Origin of the sequence: Streptomyces yangpuensis (genome assembly GCF_001005295.1) — a bacterium.
Lineage (GTDB): Bacteria > Actinomycetota > Actinomycetes > Streptomycetales > Streptomycetaceae > Streptomyces > Streptomyces yangpuensis.
The window spans coordinates 511,848-530,456 of sequence record NZ_LBMK01000004.1; the positions used below are offsets into that span (position 1 = coordinate 511,848).

18 protein-coding genes are annotated in these 18,609 nt (G+C 70.2%); 10 read left to right on the top strand and 8 right to left on the bottom strand.

What is annotated here, in order from left to right; genetic code table 11:
• Together AAT21_RS23725 and AAT21_RS23730 are read left to right on the top strand one after the other, a co-directional pair.
• Positions 1-1,143, top strand: coding sequence for a hypothetical protein (locus AAT21_RS23725; RefSeq protein WP_046778940.1), 1,143 nt, complete (start codon positions 1-3; stop codon positions 1,141-1,143).
• Entirely contained in the window at positions 1,140-2,474 is a 1,335-nt protein-coding gene (locus tag AAT21_RS23730; RefSeq protein ID WP_235439140.1) for a hypothetical protein, read from the top strand. Before AAT21_RS23725 ends, AAT21_RS23730 begins: the two co-directional genes overlap by 4 nt.
• Positions 2,475-2,539: 65 nt before the next feature.
• Here the strand turns inward: AAT21_RS23730 and AAT21_RS23735 are convergent, their stop codons facing one another.
• Positions 2,540-4,060, bottom strand: a complete 1,521-nt coding sequence (locus AAT21_RS23735) for a peptide MFS transporter (protein WP_046778941.1) — start codon at positions 4,058-4,060, stop codon at positions 2,540-2,542.
• A 384-nt stretch (positions 4,061-4,444) separates the two neighbouring features.
• On the opposite strand from AAT21_RS23735, the gene AAT21_RS23740 reads away from it, so the two are divergent.
• Together AAT21_RS23740 and AAT21_RS23745 are read left to right on the top strand one after the other, a co-directional pair.
• Positions 4,445-5,122: a response regulator transcription factor gene (locus AAT21_RS23740; protein ID WP_046778942.1), complete on the top strand. Its 678-nt coding sequence runs from the start codon at positions 4,445-4,447 to the stop codon at positions 5,120-5,122.
• A gap of 9 nt (positions 5,123-5,131) precedes the next feature.
• Entirely contained in the window at positions 5,132-6,397 is a 1,266-nt protein-coding gene (locus AAT21_RS23745; RefSeq protein WP_046778943.1) for an ATP-binding protein, read from the top strand.
• 34 nt (positions 6,398-6,431) lie between these two features.
• On the opposite strand, the gene AAT21_RS23750 is transcribed toward AAT21_RS23745, so the two are convergent.
• A complete protein-coding gene (locus AAT21_RS23750) occupies positions 6,432-6,971 on the bottom strand; it encodes a GtrA family protein (protein ID WP_046778944.1) in 540 nt (179 codons plus the stop codon).
• Positions 6,972-7,038: 67 nt separating this feature from the next.
• Between AAT21_RS23750 and AAT21_RS23755 the strand changes: the two genes are divergently transcribed.
• The 4 genes from AAT21_RS23755 to AAT21_RS23770 all read left to right on the top strand — a co-directional run bounded on the left by AAT21_RS23755 (position 7,039) and on the right by AAT21_RS23770 (position 11,333).
• Positions 7,039-8,313, top strand: coding sequence for a 5-(carboxyamino)imidazole ribonucleotide synthase (locus tag AAT21_RS23755; RefSeq protein WP_235439146.1), 1,275 nt, complete (start codon positions 7,039-7,041; stop codon positions 8,311-8,313).
• Positions 8,310-8,846, top strand: coding sequence for a 5-(carboxyamino)imidazole ribonucleotide mutase (gene purE, locus AAT21_RS23760; protein WP_031150900.1), 537 nt, complete (start codon positions 8,310-8,312; stop codon positions 8,844-8,846). The genes AAT21_RS23755 and purE overlap by 4 nt, the downstream gene beginning before the upstream one ends.
• Positions 8,843-10,039: a dipeptidase gene (locus AAT21_RS23765; protein WP_046778946.1), complete on the top strand. Its 1,197-nt coding sequence runs from the start codon at positions 8,843-8,845 to the stop codon at positions 10,037-10,039. The genes purE and AAT21_RS23765 overlap by 4 nt, the downstream gene beginning before the upstream one ends.
• A gap of 208 nt (positions 10,040-10,247) precedes the next feature.
• Positions 10,248-11,333 carry a membrane dipeptidase gene (locus AAT21_RS23770; protein ID WP_046778947.1) on the top strand — a complete coding sequence of 362 codons (1,086 nt, stop codon included), beginning with the start codon at positions 10,248-10,250 and terminating at the stop codon, positions 11,331-11,333.
• 57 nt (positions 11,334-11,390) lie between these two features.
• Here AAT21_RS23770 and AAT21_RS23775 read toward each other — a convergent pair whose 3' ends face one another.
• Entirely contained in the window at positions 11,391-12,734 is a 1,344-nt protein-coding gene (locus tag AAT21_RS23775; protein WP_046778948.1) for a UDP-glucose dehydrogenase family protein, read from the bottom strand.
• A 200-nt stretch (positions 12,735-12,934) separates the two neighbouring features.
• Between AAT21_RS23775 and AAT21_RS23780 the strand changes: the two genes are divergently transcribed.
• Positions 12,935-14,092: an acyl-CoA dehydrogenase family protein gene (locus tag AAT21_RS23780; protein WP_030659849.1), complete on the top strand. Its 1,158-nt coding sequence runs from the start codon at positions 12,935-12,937 to the stop codon at positions 14,090-14,092.
• 200 nt (positions 14,093-14,292) lie between these two features.
• Here AAT21_RS23780 and AAT21_RS23785 read toward each other — a convergent pair whose 3' ends face one another.
• A complete protein-coding gene (locus tag AAT21_RS23785) occupies positions 14,293-15,468 on the bottom strand; it encodes a tyrosine-type recombinase/integrase (RefSeq protein WP_046778949.1) in 1,176 nt (391 codons plus the stop codon).
• Between the two features lie 132 nt (positions 15,469-15,600).
• Here AAT21_RS23785 and AAT21_RS23790 point away from each other — a divergent pair, with 132 nt between their 5' ends.
• Complete coding sequence (locus AAT21_RS23790) at positions 15,601-16,167, top strand: hypothetical protein (RefSeq protein WP_046778950.1); 567 nt, start codon at positions 15,601-15,603, stop codon at positions 16,165-16,167.
• Here the strand turns inward: AAT21_RS23790 and AAT21_RS23795 are convergent.
• The 4 genes from AAT21_RS23795 to AAT21_RS23815 all read right to left on the bottom strand — a co-directional run bounded on the left by AAT21_RS23795 (position 16,121) and on the right by AAT21_RS23815 (position 18,600).
• The gene (locus tag AAT21_RS23795) at positions 16,121-16,552 is read right to left on the bottom strand and encodes a hypothetical protein (RefSeq protein WP_046778951.1); all 432 of its coding nucleotides are present in this window, start codon (positions 16,550-16,552) and stop codon (positions 16,121-16,123) included. The two genes, AAT21_RS23790 and AAT21_RS23795, sit on opposite strands and share 47 nt — an antisense overlap.
• Before the next feature lie 73 nt (positions 16,553-16,625).
• Positions 16,626-17,066: a glycine-rich domain-containing protein gene (locus AAT21_RS23800; protein ID WP_200904450.1), complete on the bottom strand. Its 441-nt coding sequence runs from the start codon at positions 17,064-17,066 to the stop codon at positions 16,626-16,628.
• A gap of 168 nt (positions 17,067-17,234) precedes the next feature.
• On the bottom strand, positions 17,235-17,453 hold the full coding sequence (locus tag AAT21_RS23805) for a hypothetical protein (protein ID WP_046778952.1): 219 nt from the start codon (positions 17,451-17,453) through the stop codon (positions 17,235-17,237).
• A gap of 298 nt (positions 17,454-17,751) precedes the next feature.
• Positions 17,752-18,600, bottom strand: coding sequence for a helix-turn-helix domain-containing protein (locus tag AAT21_RS23815; RefSeq protein WP_046778953.1), 849 nt, complete (start codon positions 18,598-18,600; stop codon positions 17,752-17,754).
• Positions 18,601-18,609: the final 9 nt, after the last annotated feature.

Sequence of the window (18,609 nt, forward strand, 5' to 3'; positions counted from 1 at the left end):
ATGGCCGGCGGCAAGGCCGGCGGAACGTCCGGCGGCACGGTCGGCCGCACCGCCCGGTCCCTCCTGCTGGGGCTGGCGGCGTGCGCCCTCGCACTCCTCCCCGCGGTCCCGTCCGCCGGGGCCGCGGCCGAGGCCGAACCCACCGTGGCGCTCTCCCTCCAGGAGGCCGCCAAGGGCACCGAGCTCACCGTGACGGGCACCGGCTGGCGGGCCAGGACCCTCGTCATGCTGCTGGTCTGCGGGCAGAACATGATCGGCGGCACCAACAGCTGTGCCAACGCCGACGGGGCGGCCGTCTCCGTCGCCGAGGACGGCCGTTTCGCGGCGCAGCTGCCCGTGGTGGCACCGCCGAAGCCCTGCCCCTGCGTCGTCAACGTCACCTCCGTCAACGGGGACCGGTCCACCGTCGCCGTCCCCCTGAAGATCACCGACCATCCGGTGGCCGAGCTGCCCGCCGAATCCGGTACGGGCCGCCTCGCGATGCTCACGGGGGTCCGGCTGGAGGGCGAGGACGGGGTGCTGACCTGGTTCGGTGCCCCGGCCGCCCGGAAGTTCAAGGTCACCGTCGGCAACCTCGGCACCGCCCCGGTCAAGGACCCCGTCTTCCAGCTCGGCACCGCCCACGGCGTGTTCGCCCCGCTGTGGGAGGAGGCCCGCTGGAAGGGGACCGTCCCGCCCGGCGGCAAGGCGGAGGTAGTGCTCGACGTCACCCTCCCCGCGGGTGCCCACGGCGACTACACGATCTCCCTCAAGTACGGCGAGACCGTCGTGGCCACCCAGCCCTGGGGCGTGGCCCGCCCGTACGGCGTCCTGCTCTTCTGGGGCCTGCTCCTGGTGGTGATCCCGGCCGCGGTCTTCCGTACCGGCATGGCCGTCGTCGACAAGGTCCGGCCGCGCACCGGGCACGGCGCAGGCCGTCACCGGGGCGTACGGGCCGCCGAGGCCGCGGCGGCCGTCACGGCCCGGCTGCCCCGGTTCCCCGCGGCGCGCCCGGCCGGGCCGGTCCGGGCCGGGCGGCCGGCGCAGCCCCCAGCGGCCACCACGGCGGCCCTGCCGTGGTTCACCCCGGACAGCGCGCCGGAGACAGCACCACAGACGTCCGCACCGTCTGAGAACCGTTCGACGACGAAGGGACCATCGTGAAGAACCGACGGAGGGTGAGCGCGGCCCTGGTCGCGCTGCTGCTCGGCGGCGCGGGCCTCGCCATCACGGCTCCAGCCGCCCAGGCCGCGGAGGCCACGTTCAAGGTCAAGTGCGTGCCGCCGGCCGGCGGCGGCTCCCCGGTCGAGGGCGAGACCACCGCCAGGGTCACCGCTCCGGCCACGGCCAAGGTGGGTGACGAGGTCGAGGTGTCCTGGGAGACGGTCAAGCCGGCCTCGAACAACACCGACCTGATGGACATCCCGCAGGACTCCGTCCAGCCCACCGGCTGGATCACGGTCGGCGGTGGCGGCGGGGAGCTGAAGGTCGTCGGGGAGAAGAAGAACCCGCCGATCCCCAAGAAGGCCCCCATGCAGATGTCCACGATGAAGGGCAAACTGAAGCTCACCAAGGCGGGCAGGATCAGCCTGACGCCCGGCAAGTACGACGTCGCCGTCACCTTCTCCTTCGGCACGTTCGTCACCAAGTGCGCGCCGGTCGGCGAGGTCAAGGGCGGGGCCGTCATCGAGGTGTCGGGCGGCTCCAGCGGCGGCACCACCTCGGGCGGCACCACCTCGGGCGGTACGACGGGTGGCACCACCAGCGGTGGCACGACGACCGGGGGCACGACGGCCGGGGGCACCGCCTCGGGCGGCTCCACCACCTCGGGCGGCAGCGGCGGCGGAGGCGGCCGGACCGACTTCCCGGGCAAGGCGGTCGAGGTGAGCTTCGACTGCGGGGCGGTCGTCCCGGGCGGCATCAAGACGCCGGTCACGATCAACGCCAAGAAGAACGGCGGCAGCTACGACCTCACCGTCAAGACCGCCAAGGGCGCGATGGCGGCGCCCATGGCACTGCCCGCCGGAGCCCTCAAACCCTCGATGGACGTGAAGCTCGGCGGCGCGGACAGCGGCACCGTCAAGGTCTCCGGCCCGGCCAACGCCGAGCCCATCCCGGACAAGGCCCCGGTCAGCCTCAGTGACATGACCGGCACCTACAAGCCCGGAAAGTCCGGGAAGGTGACGCTCAGCCCGGACCAGCTGACCATCGACGTCACGATGGCCCCCGGTTCCACGCCGATCAACGTCCCCTGCAAGGCGACCAGCAGCGGCGTCTCGCTGGAACTGGACACCACCGCCCAGCCGGGCGGCTCCGGCTCCTCGGCCGGCGGCACCGGCAGCACCGGCGGCGCCGCCTCGGGCGGTCTCGCCGAGACCGGCGCGGAGGACGAGGGCGGCATCAAGGCCCTCGCCCTCGTCGCCGGCACGGTGATCCTGCTCGGCGGCGCGGTGTTCACCTTCACCCCGTGGCGCCGCCTGCGCGGCACCCGCTGACACAGGCGGACGGCCCGGCACACCGGAAGGTGTGCCGGGCCGTCCGTCCGACGGAGCGGGACGCGTCAGTTCATGTCGCCCATGAGCGCGTTGACCTTCTTGCGGTACATGAAGATCGCGCCACCGGCGGCGACGGCCGCGAACGCCTGGAAGAGGATCACGCCGACGCCGTTCAGCTGGACCTCTGCCAGACCGAGCAGACCGGTGATGCAGTCACCGGCGGTGACGGCCAGGAACCAGACGCCCATCATCTGGGAGGCGTACTTCTGCGGAGCCATCTTGGTGGTGACCGACAGGCCGACCGGGGACAGGCACAGCTCGGCGATGGTGTGCATCAGGAAGATGAGCACCAGCCACCACATGGTGACCTTGGTGTCGTTGCCGGCGGTCTGGCTCAGCGGGATGGCGAAGACGAAGAACGAGGCGCCGACGATGACCAGGGCCACCGAGAACTTCACGATGGTGCTCGGCTCGCGGTTGCGGCGGGCCAGGGCCACCCACATGGCGGCGAAGATCGGGGCCAGGGCCACCACGAACAGCGGGTTCAGCGACTGGAAGACGGTGGTCGGGACTTCCCAGCCGAACAGGGCGCGCTCGGAGTTCTTGTCACCGAACAGCGAGAGCGTCGAACCGCCCTGGTCGTAGATCATCCAGAAGACGGCGGCGGCCACGAAGAACCAGATGTAGGCGCTCATCCGGGTCTGCTCGACGGGGGACAGGTCCTTGTCCCGCTTGATCCGGGTGAGGACCGCGACCGGGATGATCAGACCGGCGATGGTGATCGGGTACAGCGCCCACTTGATGGTGAACATGTCCGCCGCGACCACGACGCCGTAGAAGACGGCGACGACGCCCAGGACGGCCAGGACCTTCGTGATCACGGCCTTGCGCTCGGCGGCGCTCAGCGGGTTCGGGACGATGCTGCTCTTCGGGCTCAGCGTGCGGCCCGCGAGCAGGAAGATGGCCAGGCCGATGCCCATGCCGACGGCGGCAAGCGCGAAGCCGAGGTGCCAGTTCACCAGCTCGCCGACCATGCCGATGCCGATCGGGGCGAGGAGGGCACCCACGTTGATGCCGATGTAGAAGATCGTGAAGCCACTGTCACGGCGCGGGTCGTCCGCGTCCTTGTACAGGTGGCCGACCATCGTGGAGATGTTGGCCTTCAGCAGACCCGAGCCCACCGCGACCAGCAGCAGACCGGTGAAGAACGCCAGCTGGCCGGGGACGGCCAGCGCCACGTGACCGGCCATGATCACGAAGCTGGCGATGGTGACCGTCTTGCGGGCGCCCCAGACGCGGTCGCCGAACCAGCCGCCGGGCATGGCCATGAGGTAGACCATGGCCACGTAGACGGAGTAGATCGCCGTGGCCGTCGCCGCGGTGAAGCCGAGGCCGCCGCCCTGGCTGCCGGTCGCGGCGTCGACACCGCCGGAGACCAGGTACAGAACGAGAAGCGCACGCATGCCGTAGTAGGAGAAGCGCTCCCACATCTCGGTCATGAACAGCGTGGCCAGGCCGATCGGGTGGCCGAGGACGGTCCTCTCGTGAGCGGGGCTCGGTGAGGCCGTCGTCAGGCTGGAAGCCATGGTCGATCCTTGCTTGCTCGGGACGCTTCGGCTTCGTGAGCCCATCCGCGCCCGGTGGGGGGTGGGGCCCGGCCCACAGGTCATTCACTGCCGTCAAGGCCGGCCGGTATCAGTCTCTGATCAAGACTGCCCGTCCGGTTCCGGACAGAAATAGAGACCTATGTGCTGCTTTTCGGCACAAAGGTCCCTGAGGTACTGCATCAGGCGTCTCGCCACCATACGACACGACAGTGCGGCATATGAAAGGACTTGAGAGATGGATCACAAGGCGAGTCGGGAACCGTTCGGCCATATTCGAAGGCGCGCAGCCGTTCATAAGCCCAGATAGGAAGGGGTCTGCAGGCAGGCCTCTCGATTCAGTCGCCGCGGACTACCATCACCCACATGACGCGTGTACTGCTCGCCGAGGACGACGCATCCATTTCGGAGCCCCTGGCCCGCGCTCTGCGCCGGGAGGGGTACGAGGTCGAGGTCCGGGAGGACGGCCCCACCGCCCTCGACGCCGGACTCCAGGGCGGGATCGACCTCGTCGTCCTGGACCTGGGCCTGCCGGGCATGGACGGACTGGAAGTCGCCCGCCGGCTGCGCGCCGAAGGACACGGCTTCCCGATCCTGGTCCTCACCGCCCGGGCGGACGAGGTCGACACCGTCGTCGGCCTGGACGCGGGCGCCGACGACTACGTCACCAAGCCCTTCCGCCTCGCCGAACTCCTCGCCCGGGTCCGGGCCCTGCTCCGGCGCGGCTCCACCGAGGCCGCCCAGCCCCCCGCCACCCACGGCGTACGCATCGACGTCGAGTCGCACCGCGCCTGGATGGGCGAGGAGGAGCTCCAGCTCACCGCCAAGGAGTTCGACCTGCTGCGCGTCCTGGTGCGCGACGCCGGCCGCGTCGTCACCCGCGACCAGCTCATGCGCGAGGTCTGGGACACCACCTGGTGGTCCTCCACCAAGACCCTCGACATGCACATCTCCTGGCTGCGCAAGAAGCTGGGCGACGACGCCGCCAACCCCCGCTACATCGCCACCGTCCGCGGCGTCGGCTTCCGCTTCGAGAAGAGCTGACCCCAGGGGATGCGCCGCCGCCTCATCCAGTCCACGCTCGCCGTGGTGCTCGTGGTGATCGCCGTCTTCGGCGTCTCCCTCGTCATCGTGGAGACCCGGACCATCACCAGCAGCGCCCAGGACCGGGTCGAGTCCGAGGCGCTGCGCCTCGTCGGCATCGTCGAGGCGAACGTCCTGGAGAAGAAGCCGAACAACCCCTCCGACCTCGCCGAGCAGCTCGACGCCGGGCACTACGCGCGGATCACGATCCCCGGGCAGCAGGTTGTGGAGGTCGGCGCGTCGATCCCCGACAGCGTCGTACGGGGCACCGCACGCGGCGAGCAGGGCGAGATCGTCGTCGTGGAGGAGGCCCGCTCCACCGTGACCCGGGAGGTCGTACGGACCCTGGCCGTGGTCGGCGCGGTGGCCCTGCTGGCCGTCGTGGCGGCCGTACTGCTCGCCGTACGGCAGGCGAACCGGCTGGCCTCCCCGCTCACCGACCTCGCCGAGACCGCGGAACGGCTCGGCTCGGGCGACCCGCGGCCCCGGCACAAGCGGTACGGGGTGCCCGAGCTGGACCGGGTCGCGGACGTGCTGGACTCCAGCGCCGAGCGGATCGGCCGGATGCTCACCGCCGAGCGGCGCCTCGCCGCGGACGCCTCCCACCAGCTGCGCACCCCGCTCACGGCGCTGTCGATGCGGCTGGAGGAGATCACGGTCACCGACGACCTGGAGACCGTACGGGAAGAGGCGACGATCGCCCTGACCCAGGTGGAGCGGCTCACGGACGTGGTGCAGCGGCTGCTCACGAACTCGCGGGACCCGCGCACGGGCTCCGCGGTCCCCTTCGACCTCGACGAGGTCGTCAAGCAGCAGGTGGAGGAGTGGCGGCCGGCCTACCGCAGCGCGGGCCGGGCCATCGTGCGCTCCGGGAAGCAGGGCGTACGGGCCGTCGGCACGCCCGGAGCGGTCTCCCAGGTGCTGGCCACCCTCGTGGAGAACGCCCTGATGCACGGCGGCGGCACCGTCGCCCTGCGCACCAGGGTGATCGGCAACCAGGCGGTGCTGGAGGTCACGGACGAGGGACCGGGCGTCCCGCCGGACCTCGGCAACCGGATCTTCGAGCGGGCCATCAGCGGCCGGAACTCCACCGGGATCGGCCTCGCGGTCGCCCGGGACCTCGCGGAGGCGGACGGCGGCCGCCTGGAGCTGCTCCAGACACAGCCCCCGGTGTTCGCGCTGTTCCTCAGCCGGACGGCCCCGGAACCGGCCGATCGGGAGAAAACCGTGCGCTAGTGCTGTGACCGGGCTGCCAGGCGGCCGGCAGGGCCTAGTTGTTCGCGGGCTCCGGCTCCGGCCGGGGTTCGGGCCGGCGCTCCGGCCGGAACGCGGGCGCCGGGTCCCCCGCCGGCTCGCCGGCGGGCGGGGCGACCGGCGGCAGGGCCTTGAAGACCCAGGTCCGGTACGACCAGAAGCGGAAGACGGTGGCCGTGCCGATGCCGATGAACTTGAAGACGTTGCTCGCGAGCGGGCCGTCCCAGCCGAAGCCGTAGGTGGCCGTGTAGAGCACGCCGTTCTCGATGACCAGGCCGATCGCGCTGAAGCCGGCGAAGAGCGCCATTTCGCGGGTGCGGCCGCTCTGGGCGCGGTCCCGGTAGGCGTAGTAGCGGAAGCCGAGGTAGTTCGTGGCGATGGCCACGACGGTGGCTATCACGCTCGCACGGACCACCTGGAGATCGGTGGTGTGCCGGATCAGGTTGAAGACACCCAGGTTGACCAGGACACCCAGGCCCCCGACCGCCCCGAACCTGGCGACCTCCCTCAGGAGGCCGCGTGCGCGTTCGAGGACCGATCCGCCCTGCGTGGTCATCAGTAGGCCAGTCCCTGTCGGTCACCGCCCCCTCACGGGGCGTCCGGTGTTCTCCGTCAACCCACCCATGCTAAGTCTCCCCCCTGGGCTCCGTCTGTGCCTTCCGGCAGCCTGCGACGCACGGCACACCGGAGAACCGCGCCGGGACACCCCCCCCGGGGTCAGGTCCGGATGGCCGAATACCGGCGGATACCCTGGAGGAGTGACGTTCCCGGTAGTCGGCATGGTCGGCGGCGGTCAGCTCGCCCGCATGACCCACGAGGCGGGCATCCCCCTCGGCATCAGATTCAAGCTCCTCAGTGACACACCACAGGACTCGGCGGCCCAGGTCGTGAGCGACGTCGTCATCGGCGACTATCGCGACCTGGAGACGCTGCGCGCGTTCGCGCGCGGCTGTGACGTGATCACCTTCGACCACGAGCATGTACCCACGCAGCACCTGCGGGCCCTGGAAGCGGACGGCATCCCCGTCCGCCCGGGGCCCGACGCATTGGTACACGCCCAGGACAAGGGGGTGATGCGCGCCAAGCTCGACGAGATCGGCGCGCCCAGCCCCCGCCACCGGATCGTGAGCGATCCGGACGACGTGGCCGCCTTCGCGGACGAGGTCGGCGGATTCCCCGTCATCCTCAAGACCGTGCGCGGCGGCTACGACGGCAAGGGGGTGTGGTTCGTCCGCACCCCGCAGGACGCCGAGGCCCCGTTCAAGGCGGGCGTCCCGGTCCTCGCCGAGGAGAAGGTGGACTTCGTCCGCGAACTCGCGGCGAACATCGTCCGCTCCCCGCACGGGCAGGCCGTCGCCTACCCCGTCGTGGAGTCCCGCCAGGTGGACGGGGTCTGCGACACGGTGATCGCCCCCGCCCCGGACCTCCCCGAGGAGCTGGCCGGCGAGGCCCAGGCCCTCGCCCTGCGCATCGCGCAGGAACTCGGCGTGACCGGCCACCTGGCCGTGGAGCTGTTCGAGACCACCGACGGCCGCATCCTCGTCAACGAGCTGGCGATGCGTCCGCACAACAGCGGTCACTGGACCCAGGACGGGGCCGTGACCTCCCAGTTCGCCAACCACGTGCGCGCGGTCCTGGACCTCCCGCTGGGCGACCCGCGCCCCCGCGCCAAGTGGACCGTCATGGCGAACGTGCTGGGCGGGGACTACCCCGACATGTACGCGGCCTACCTGCACTGCATGGCCCACGACCCCCAGCTCAAGATCCACATGTACGGCAAGGACGTGAAACACGGTCGCAAGGTCGGCCACGTCAACACCTACGGCGACGACCTGGACGATGTGCTGGAGCGCGCACGCCACGCTGCCGACTACCTCAGAGGAACGGTCACGCAATGAGCACCACCGCCGCAGGCCCTGTCATCGGCATCGTCATGGGGTCCGACTCGGACTGGCCCGTGATGGAGGCCGCCGCCCAGGCCCTCGACGAGTTCGAGATCCCCTACGAGGTCGACGTCGTCTCCGCCCACCGGATGCCGCGCGAGATGATCGAGTACGGGGAGCAGGCCGCCGGACGCGGCCTGAAGGCGATCATCGCGGGCGCGGGCGGAGCCGCCCACCTGCCCGGCATGCTCGCCTCGGTCACCCCGCTGCCGGTCATCGGCGTGCCGGTGCCGCTGAAGTACCTCGACGGCATGGACTCACTGATGTCGATCGTCCAGATGCCGGCCGGGGTCCCCGTCGCCACCGTCTCGGTCGCCGGCGCCCGCAACGCCGGCCTGCTGGCCGTACGGATGCTGGCCGCCCACGACACGGAGCTGCTGGCCCGGATGCGCGACTTCCAGCAGGAGCTGAACGACCAGGCCACCGAGAAGGGCAAGCGGCTGCGCACCAAGGTCGCGAACGCGGAATCCTTCGGGTTCGGCAAGTGAGCGCGGCGCAGCGTCTGGCGGAGGCGCGCGAGCTGCTGGCCGAGCACCCCGTCGTGGACGGTCACAACGACCTGCCCTGGGCGCTGCGCCAGCAGGTGCGCTACGACCTCGCGCAGCGGGACATCGCGGGCGACCAGTCCGCACACCTGCACACCGACATCCCCCGGCTGCGCGCCGGGGGTGTCGGCGCGCAGTTCTGGTCGGTGTACGTGCGGTCCGACTACGCGGGCGACGAGGCGGTCAGCGCCACCCTGGAGCAGATCGACGCCGTCGCCCAGCTGATCGACCGCTACCCCGGCGACCTCGTGCGGGCGCTGACGGCGGACGACATGGAGCAGGCCCGCGCCGACGGCCGGATCGCCTCGCTGATGGGCGCCGAGGGCGGCCACTCCATCAACAACTCGCTCGCCACGCTGCGCGCCCTGCACCTGCTGGGCGTGCGGTACATGACGCTCACGCACAACGACACCATCGACTGGGCGGACTCGGCGACCGACGAGCCCCGGCACGGCGGTCTGACCGACTTCGGCCGCGAGGTCGTCCGCGAGATGAACCGCGTCGGCATGCTGGTGGACCTCAGCCACGTCGCCGCGACGACGATGCGGGACGCCCTCGCCGTCTCGGTCGCACCGGTGGTCTTCTCGCACTCCTCGGCGCGCGCGGTCTGCGACCACCCGCGCAACATCCCCGACGACGTGCTGGCGCTGCTGCCCGCGAACGGCGGGGTGGCGATGGCCACCTTCGTCCCGAAGTTCATCCTCCCGGCGGCGGTCGAATGGACCCTGGCCGCGGACGAGAACCTGCGGACGCACGGTTTCCACCACCTCGACACCACCCCCGAGGCGATGGCCCTGCACCGGGCGTTCGAGGCGGAACGGCCGCGGCCGGTGGCCACCGCCGCCACGGTGGCCGACCACCTGGACCACATGCGGGAGGTGGCCGGGGTCGACCACATCGGCATCGGCGGGGACTACGACGGCACGGCCTTCACCCCGTCCGGCCTGGACGACGTGGCGGGCTACCCGAACCTGGTCGCGGAGCTCCTGGCACGCGGCTGGTCCACGGCCGACCTGGCCAAGCTGACCTGGTCCAACGCGGTCCGCGCACTGCGCGACGCGGAAGCGGTCGCGCGCGAGGTGTCGGCGACCCGGGGCCCGTCGAACGCGGTGCTCCAGGTTCCGTCGTCGAAGTAGCGCCGGTCAGGCCCGCGGCGCCGGGCGCCGCGGGCCGGGCGGGACTTCGACGACAGGGCCCAGGACACGGCAGCGGCGGCCGACGGGTGTGGTGACGGGGTGTGACCTGCGGTTCACTCGAACGCCACCCCTGCCGGGCGGCCGCGCGGCCCCGCGTGTCACGGTGGCAGCATCTCTCCCTGCTGCCGCCGAGACCGGAGCGAACGCCATGGCCGACCTGCAGGACGAACCCCACTCCGTGGGCATCGGGGCCGAGGACCTCCCGGCCCCCGCCGGACCCGGGACGCAGGCGAGCACCCTCGAACGGGCCGCCGCGCTGCTGTCCGTCCACCCCGTCGCCGACGGGTGCAACACGCTGGTCTGGACCCTGCGCCAGAGCCCGTACCACGACATCGAAACCCCCGACGCGGGCGTCGACACCGACATCCCGCGGCTGCGCGCCGGGGGAGTGGGGGCCCAGTTCTGGTCCCTGCTCGTACCATCGCAGGGCGGGCCGGGCGAGGGCGCGGCCGGCGACCGGGTGGTCTCCGAGACCCTGGAGCAGATCGACGCGGCGCTGACCCTGATGCGCCGCTACCCCGACAGCCTCTGCCTCGCGCTCAGCGCCGACGACATGGCGGACGCCCGCAACCGCGGCCGGATCGCCTCGTTCCTCGGGCCCGTGCCGGGCCGCACGCTGACGGACTCCCTGGGCGCGCTGCGCGCCTTCCACGCACTGGGCGTACGGATCCTCGCGCCCGCGGGAGCGCCCTGGGCGCAGGAGACGCTGACGGCCTTCGGCCACGAGGTGGTCCAGGAGGCGAACCGGCTGGCGATCCTGCTGGACCTCACGGGCTGCGAACCGGCGGTCGCCCACCGGGTCGCGAGCGCCTCGAAGGCCCCGGTGATCATCTCGAACACGGGAGCCGCCGCGCTGAACCCGCATCCGGGGAACGCGACCGACGAGGTGCTCGCCCTGCTGCGCGAGGCGAAGGGCCTCGCGATGGTCACCTTCGACACCGCGCGCACCGGGGACTCCCTGCACGCGGTGGCGGACCACCTCGACCACGTACGGGCGGTCGCGGGCCCGGACTGCGTCGGACTCGGCGCGGCCTTCGGCACCGAACCGCCGGGCCCCCGCCCGACGGGCCTGACCGACCCCTCGGGCTACCCGCGGCTGATCGCGGAACTCCTGGACCGCGGCTGGCCGGAGTCCGACCTGGCCCTCCTGACCTGGGGCAACGCCCTCCGCGTAATCCGCGACACCGAATTCACCGCCCGCCGCCGCCTCCAGTCCGGCCCCGCTGGCGTTTGAGGCGCGGGGCCGGGGGCGGAGCCCCGGGTCTTTCAGTGGCCGAGCCCCCCGCAGGGGTCAGGCTCGGGGCCGCCCCATCGCCCGGTACGTCCAGCCGGCGGCACGCCACCGCACCGGGTCCAGCGCGTTGCGGCCGTCCAGCACGAGCCGGTCGGTGACGACGGAGGCGAGCTCCGCCGGGTCGAGGTCGCGGAACTCGCGCCACTCGGTGAGGTGGAGGACCACCTCCGCGCCCTGGGCCGCCGCGATCGCGGAGTCCGCGTACCCGAGGGTCGGGAAGACCTGCCGGGCGTTCTCCATGCCCTTGGGGTCGTAGACGGTGACCTGTCCGCCCTGCAGGTGGATCTGGCCCGCCACGTTCAGCGCGGGCGAGTCCCGTACGTCGTCCGAGTCCGGCTTGAAGGTGGCGCCGAGCACGGCGACCCGCTTGCCGAGGAAGGACCCGCCGACGGCCTCGCGGGCGAGCTCGACCATGTGCCCGCGCCGCCGCATGTTGATGGAGTCGACCTCGCGCAGGAAGGTCAGCGCCTGGTCGGCGCCCAGCTCGCCGGCGCGCGCCATGAAGGCGCGGATGTCCTTGGGCAGGCAGCCGCCGCCGAAGCCGATGCCGGCACGCAGGAACTTCGCGCCGATCCGCTCGTCGTGGCCGATGGCCTCGGCCAGCTTGGCCACGTCACCGCCGGCCGCTTCGCAGACCTCCGCCATCGCGTTGATGAAGGAGATCTTGGTGGCGAGGAAGGAGTTGGCCGCGGTCTTCACCAGCTCCGCGGTCGGGAAGTCGGTGACGACGAGCGGGCTGCCCTCGGACAGCGGCGTCTCGTAGACCTCGCGCAGCACCTTCTCGCCGCGCTCGCCCTGGACACCGATCACGATCCGGTCGGGGTGCAGGGTGTCCTGGACGGCGAAGCCCTCGCGCAGGAACTCGGGGTTCCAGGCCAGTTCCACGTCCTCGCCCGCGGGGGCGAGATCCGTCAGCAGCTCCGCCAGCCGCCGCGCCGAACCGACCGGCACCGTGGACTTGCCGACGACCAGCACCGGGCGGGTCAGGTACGGGGCCAGCGAGGTCATCGCGGCGTCGACGTAGGACATGTCGCAGGCGTACTCGCCGTACTTCTGCGGGGTGTTCACGCAGACGAAGTGGACGTCGCCGAAGGCGCCGACCTCCTCGTAGGAGGTGGTGAAGCGCAGCCGCCCGGTCGAGCCCGGCAGCCCGGCCACGTGCTTGGCCAGCAGTTCCTCCAGCCCGGGCTCGTACATCGGCACCCGGCCCGCGGCCAGCATCTCGATCTTCTCCGGCACCACGTCGAGCCCCATCACCTCGAAGCCCAGCTCCGCCATCGCCGCGGCGTGGGTCGCGCCGAGGTAGCCGGTGCCGATCACAGTGATTCTGAGGGGGGCCATGGGTGCTCCAGAGGTGCGGGGCCGTTTGCGGCCACTGAGCATAGTCGGGCCCACCGGCGGGGACGGTCCCCAGGAGCACCGTCTCTGTCATGCAGCTCACGTGGCCCGTCCATATCGCCATCCGTGACCGGGACACTAAACTTGGGTTACTTAACGGTAGTTAGCATCACGTATCGCATGTCACTGGGGAGTGAGAGATCTTGGCGGGTTCTGCCGACTTCGACCTGTACCGCCCGGCCGAGGAGCACGACATGCTCCGCGAGTCGGTCCGCTCGCTCGCCGAGGCGAAGATCCTGCCGTTCGCAGCCGCCGTCGACGAGGAGTCCCGCTTCCCGCAGGAGGCCCTCGACGCGCTGGTCGCCAACGACCTGCACGCCGTCCACGTGCCCGAGACCTACGGCGGTGCCGGCGCCGACGCCCTGGCCACAGTCATCGTGATCGAGGAAGTGGCCCGCGTCTGCGCCTCCTCCTCCCTCATCCCGGCCGTGAACAAGCTCGGCTCCCTCCCGGTGATCCTCTCCGGTTCCGAGGAGCTCAAGGCCAAGTACCTCGGCCCGCTCGCCAAGGGCGACGCGATGTTCTCCTACGCGCTCTCCGAGCCGGACGCGGGCTCCGACGCCGCCGGCATGAAGACCCGCGCCGTGCGCGACGGGGACTTCTGGGTGCTCAACGGCGTCAAGCGCTGGATCACCAACGCGGGCGTCTCCGAGTACTACACGGTCATGGCCGTCACCGACCCGGAGAAGCGCTCCAAGGGCATCAGCGCCTTCGTCGTCGAGAAGGGCGACGAGGGCGTGTCCTTCGGCGCACCGGAGAAGAAGCTCGGCATCAAGGGCTCCCCGACCCGCGAGGTCTACCTCGACAACGTCCGGATCCCCGCCGACCGCATGATCGGCGCCGAGGGCACCGGCTTCGCCACCGCGATGAAGACCCTCGACCACACCCGCATCACGATCGCCGCCCAGGCGCTCGGCATCGCGCAGGGCGCGCTGGACTACGCCAAGGGCTACGTCCAGGAGCGCAAGCAGTTCGGCAAGCCGATCGGCGACTTCCAGGGCGTGCAGTTCATGCTCGCGGACATGGCCATGAAGATCGAGGCCGCCCGCCAGCTCACGTACTCGGCCGCCGCCAAGTCCGAGCGCGTCGACGGCGACCTGACCTTCTTCGGCGCCGCGGCCAAGTGCTTCGCCTCCGACGTGGCCATGGAGGTCACCACGGACGCCGTCCAGCTCCTCGGCGGTTACGGTTACACCCGTGACTACCCGGTGGAGCGCATGATGCGCGACGCCAAGATCACGCAGATTTATGAAGGCACGAACCAGGTCCAGCGGATCGTCATGGCTCGCAACCTGCCGTAGCAGGGTTTTCGCAGGTCAGAGGCTATCTGTGCTGCTCCGGGAGTCGTGATCGGCTTCCGGTCCGTTCGGGTCCGTTCCGAGCCTTTCCTGAGCGTCATGCTGGGGAAATCCTGGGCAGACATCGGGCGCGGAACGGGTGCTGACCTGCATAAACGACGAGGCCCCCGGCATCACGCCGGGGGCCTTCCGTATGGGTGGGGTCAGGCGACTTCGTCCCGCTCCGTGGGATCGTCCGCACCGGGCGTCAGCATGGTCGCGATGGCTGCGCGCCCGCGCTGCTCGGCCCCTTCGAAGATGTAGTGGTAGTGCTCGCGGAGCACGTCCGTGCTGCTGTGCCCCATCCAGTCGGCCACGTCGTTCTCAGGGACGCCCGCGTACAGCAGTCGGGAGCCGTAGTAGTGCCGCATGGAGTGCGGCTTGCAGTAGGGCACCTCGCCCTTCGTGAGGGCGACCAGCCAGATTTGCCGGTAGAAGTACGAGGCGTACACGTACCCGGTCCGGGTCACGTTCGGGAACAATAGGCGCTCCGGCCCCCACACACCGTGGTTCTTGATGTGCCTGCGCAGCTCGAACGCGACGTTCGGAGGGAGGGGCACAATGCGCCCTGGCTCCTCCTCGTCACGGGCCTTGACGTGCCGCCGCTGTAGCGCGCTGTTCTTCCCTGACTCGGACTCGCCGTCCTCGGCGATCTGGAAGTCAACGCGCAGAACCTCGGCCTGGGAGTCGATCTGATCGCGGGAGACCGCCATGGCCTCACCGATCCGCAGACCGCATCCCGCCATGAGCCAGAGCATCGCTCGGTACCGGGGCGGGGCCCCGTTGAGCATCGCCAGGACTTCCCGAGTCGTCAGCCGCCGGGCGTTGCTCTTGTGCTCGCGGATCTCCTTGGCGCGGCTGCCCGCGTGCCTGATCTTCTTGCACGGGTTGCGCCCGATGATCTCGTTGACGACGGCCCAGTCCATCATTCCGGAGAAGAACGAGAACCGCTGGCGCCGGGTACGAGCCGAGAGCTTGCGGTCCTGCTCCATCCACAACAGCCACTGCTCGATGTCCGCGACCTTCAACGACACGATGGAGCGGGCCTTGAAGAACGGTTCGAGGGTCGTGTTCTGGATCGAGCGGTACTGCTTCTTGGTGCTGTTCTCCAGCTTCCTTTGATTCGTCCACTGCTCCCAGACCGCCGTCACCGGCTGCTTCCCCAGCTTGTCGTCCAGGTAGGTCCCGGCGTCTAGCTCCTGCTCCTTCCGCTTCCGGTGATCGTCAGCGCGCTTCTTCGTCTCGAACGACTTCTGCCGCTGCTTGCCGTCCGGGTCGTACCAGAACGTCGTCCACTTCTTCGGGTCGTCCTTGGAACGAGCCACCCATGCCCTTGCCACGTGCCGGCCTCTCTCGTCGTGAATGGGCCGCCCCCGTGCCGTTCGCGGCTGCCCCCTCCCACAAGTCTGCGCACTGACCACCCTGGGTTGTCAACACCGGGTGGACCGCCCTGGGTGGTGTATGGTCGGGGCATGCGAGCAGACGAGAGTGGATTCGAGATCACTCAGCAGTACGGGGGCTGGGTGGTCCGGCTGTGGTGGCCGGAGGGGCCTGTCACGGGTGGTCCGCAGCGCATGACGGTGGAACCGGCCGACGATGCCGAACCCGGCGACGTCGTGCGGGGCATCTCCACGACCGTTCTCCGGAGGCTGGACATCGCTGCCGCCATGCAGCTGGCCAGGAAGGCGCCGGAGGCTCAGAGGACCCTCCAGGACTTCACGCAACGGCTAGACGCCTCGGGTGAGGCCGCAGGGCGCCTGCTGGCCGAGGAGGGCGTCTCGGAGCGCTACCTGGCGACTCTGGCCCTGACCTACTCCGCGATGGCTGCGGGCGGGGCCCCTGCTCCGGTCCCGTGGCTTGCCCGGCTGATCCAGCGGCGCCCGGAGACGGTCAAGGACCACTTGAAGAAGGCGCGGAGGGACGGCTACCTGGGCACGGTGGTGGGCAAGGCCGGTGGAGAGGTGACCGACAAGGCCAAGTCGGTGCTGGACTCTACGCGCGGTAGAGCGAAGGACGCTCGGCTGCCTGGTCAGGGCTGAGACCGTCCACGGTCAGGTTGCCGGTCCACAGGTGGTCTCGGTTGGCGTAGGTGGTTTCGAAGCTGACGCGCTTCCCACCGGGCACCAGCTTCCAGCCCTGGTCGTGGAACTGGGCGATACGGTCGCTTCCGCAGACGAACGCCCGGGTCGCCTGGATCAGAATCCACTGTGCGAGTTCGGTTTCCTTGGCTGCGGGCCTGCCACAGGAACGGGCCATCTGCCACAGCCGTGGCCACTCGACACCGGGGGTCAGGGGGCCGATCACGGCCACGTCCCCGATCCGTCGTTCGTCAAGATGGTGGGTGGCGTAGCCGAAGACCGTGCCGAACATCGCGAACACCGTGACCCGACCTCGTCCCGTCAGGCCCTCGTCTTTGCTGCTCATCTTTGGAACCCTTGGCTGTGGCGGTCCGGGCGCCTTAGCCACGCCCGGACCGCCTCCGTTCAGTGGGAGTGGATCAGCAGCCGTCGCCGTCACCGCAGCACGCGGGCGGGTTGCAGTCCTTCGCCGCGCCCCACAGCCGGTCATCGACGTGGAATCCGGCGGCCTTGACGCGGTCCACCACGGAACCGATCAGCGGGCGGGTGCGGACGGTGGCCTTGGGCTCGTGTCCGAGGAAGAACCCGAACTGTTCCTCGCACCATGTGGCGTACGCCTGGGTGTGGAGGACGAACGAGTGCCATCCGGGGTCCACCGCGTCGGACGGGGTCATGTCGAACGCGCGGGTGTCGCCCATGACCTTGAGGAAGGCAAGGGCCTGGTCCACGATCCGGCGGGCGGTGGACAGCTCGTGTCCGTACTCCTCCGCGCAGAACTCCGACACCCTCTCGAACAACTCGGGACTGACGAGGTCCCGCCCGTGCCGTAAGGCGACGGGGGATTCCAGCATGGTTGTCATGTCGTTGCTCCTCTCGGGTTTGATCAGGCTGCGGGCGGCGGCGGGAACGGGTTTCCGCCCTCTCCGGACTTGTCACCGGGGTCGGTCATTGCTTCACCTCCTTCGCGCATCGCGGGTCTGCCTGCCGCCGCAGTGAGGGGTAGCGATGGCAGGAGTCGGAAGGCCGGCTCAGGGAGCCGAGGGGAGGCGGAGGGCTTCCGCGATCTGCTCCACGACCTGGGCGGGCAGCATGCCCATGTGCACGTACGGGTGGCCGTTGTGGGTGACGGTGGGGCGTATACCGCTCCACGTCGACTCGGGAACCCCGAGGGTGGCCAGCGCGGCCCGTATCGCCTCAGCGGCGTTCACTGCCTGCTCACGGCCGTTGCGCCACGTCTGCATGTCCATCAGCGGTGCCCGGTGTCGTGCATCCGCATGAGGATGTCGCAGTCCGTGGAAGTCGTCTGGTCCCGCTCCATGTCGGCGGACTGCCGGAGCTGTGCCAGTCGCATGCACTCGGGACACCCAGGGATCGGGTCGGGTCGCGGGGCCAGTCGCAGCGGCAACGCGACCGACTCTTCGTGCCACCTCTTGGGTTCCGTCATGGTCATGCTGCGCCCCTCCCGATTGCCTACGAGGTCGATGGAACGACCCTAGAAAGCGGGCAATGTCGCGGGCCACGGTCTTGCACGAGCTTGCACACGAACTAATCCAGGGACGTGATCGCATCCGAGATCAGAGCCCGGGCGGGTGCACCGTAGACGGCGAGCTTGGACAGCTCGGAGAACGCCTTGGCGTACGTGGCCACCTCGCTGGGCGCCGTGACGTTCACTGCGGCCGTGAGCAGCTCCACGCTCGCTTGGCGGCCGTCGAAGAGGTAAAAGGCTTCCAGGGGCCAGACAAGCCGCTGGGTCGTGAATGGGATCACTCCGAGACTCACGTTCGGAAGCGCCATGACAGCCAACAGGTAGCCGAGCTGCCCAGCCATGGTGGCAGCGTCGCCAATGCGATAGCGGAGCACCGTTTCTTCCAACAGAAGGGCGAAGCGGTGGTTGCCGTCATGGAGCACGCGTGAGCGTTCGATTCGGGATGCTGCCGCCGTCTGTGAGTCATCAGGGGTGTCTTGAAAGGCAGCAATCGTCGATAGCAGAGCTGCCGCGTATGCCTCGGTCTGGAGCATGCCCGGCACCACGTTCGAGCAGTACACGCGGAAGTGGCGGGTCTGCTCGTAAAGAGGGACAACCTCCTCCTGCGCCCGGCGCATGCCGTGTCTGTGCAGTTTTTGCCAGTGGACGTACATCTGGTCGGCTTGGCGGTTCGCCGCGATCAGGTCGTCTGTCTGGTCCTCTGCTCCGCACGCTTTGCACCAAGCGCGGATGTCGGCGGCCGATGCTGGGGTCTTGGCCCGCTCAATGCGGGACGACTTCGCGGGACTCCAGCCACACCGAAGAGCCAACTCATGCCCGGTCAGCTCCGCGTCTTTGCGGAGGCCCCCGAGACGGGCGGCGATGGCTTCACGGGCAGCCTGGGCGCTGGACGAGGGGGACGCAGACATGAGTGGGCT

Bases quoted from the DNA above. Each gene is read 5' to 3' on its own strand.
- AAT21_RS23775 (WP_046778948.1), bottom strand. From the start codon at position 12,734: ATGGCCCCCCTCAGAATCACTGTGATCGGCACCGGCTACCTCGGCGCG.
- AAT21_RS23725 (WP_046778940.1), top strand. From the start codon at position 1: ATGGCCGGCGGCAAGGCCGGCGGAACGTCCGGCGGCACGGTCGGCCGC.
- AAT21_RS23745 (WP_046778943.1), top strand. From the start codon at position 5,132: ATGCGCCGCCGCCTCATCCAGTCCACGCTCGCCGTGGTGCTCGTGGTG.
- AAT21_RS23735 (WP_046778941.1), bottom strand. From the start codon at position 4,060: ATGGCTTCCAGCCTGACGACGGCCTCACCGAGCCCCGCTCACGAGAGG.
- purE (WP_031150900.1), top strand. From the start codon at position 8,310: ATGAGCACCACCGCCGCAGGCCCTGTCATCGGCATCGTCATGGGGTCC.
- AAT21_RS23790 (WP_046778950.1), top strand. From the start codon at position 15,601: ATGCGAGCAGACGAGAGTGGATTCGAGATCACTCAGCAGTACGGGGGC.
- AAT21_RS23815 (WP_046778953.1), bottom strand. From the start codon at position 18,600: ATGTCTGCGTCCCCCTCGTCCAGCGCCCAGGCTGCCCGTGAAGCCATC.
- AAT21_RS23770 (WP_046778947.1), top strand. From the start codon at position 10,248: ATGGCCGACCTGCAGGACGAACCCCACTCCGTGGGCATCGGGGCCGAG.
- AAT21_RS23740 (WP_046778942.1), top strand. From the start codon at position 4,445: ATGACGCGTGTACTGCTCGCCGAGGACGACGCATCCATTTCGGAGCCC.
- AAT21_RS23805 (WP_046778952.1), bottom strand. From the start codon at position 17,453: ATGGACATGCAGACGTGGCGCAACGGCCGTGAGCAGGCAGTGAACGCC.
- AAT21_RS23800 (WP_200904450.1), bottom strand. From the start codon at position 17,066: ATGACAACCATGCTGGAATCCCCCGTCGCCTTACGGCACGGGCGGGAC.
- AAT21_RS23750 (WP_046778944.1), bottom strand. From the start codon at position 6,971: ATGACCACGCAGGGCGGATCGGTCCTCGAACGCGCACGCGGCCTCCTG.
- AAT21_RS23755 (WP_235439146.1), top strand. From the start codon at position 7,039: ATGCTAAGTCTCCCCCCTGGGCTCCGTCTGTGCCTTCCGGCAGCCTGC.
- AAT21_RS23795 (WP_046778951.1), bottom strand. From the start codon at position 16,552: ATGAGCAGCAAAGACGAGGGCCTGACGGGACGAGGTCGGGTCACGGTG.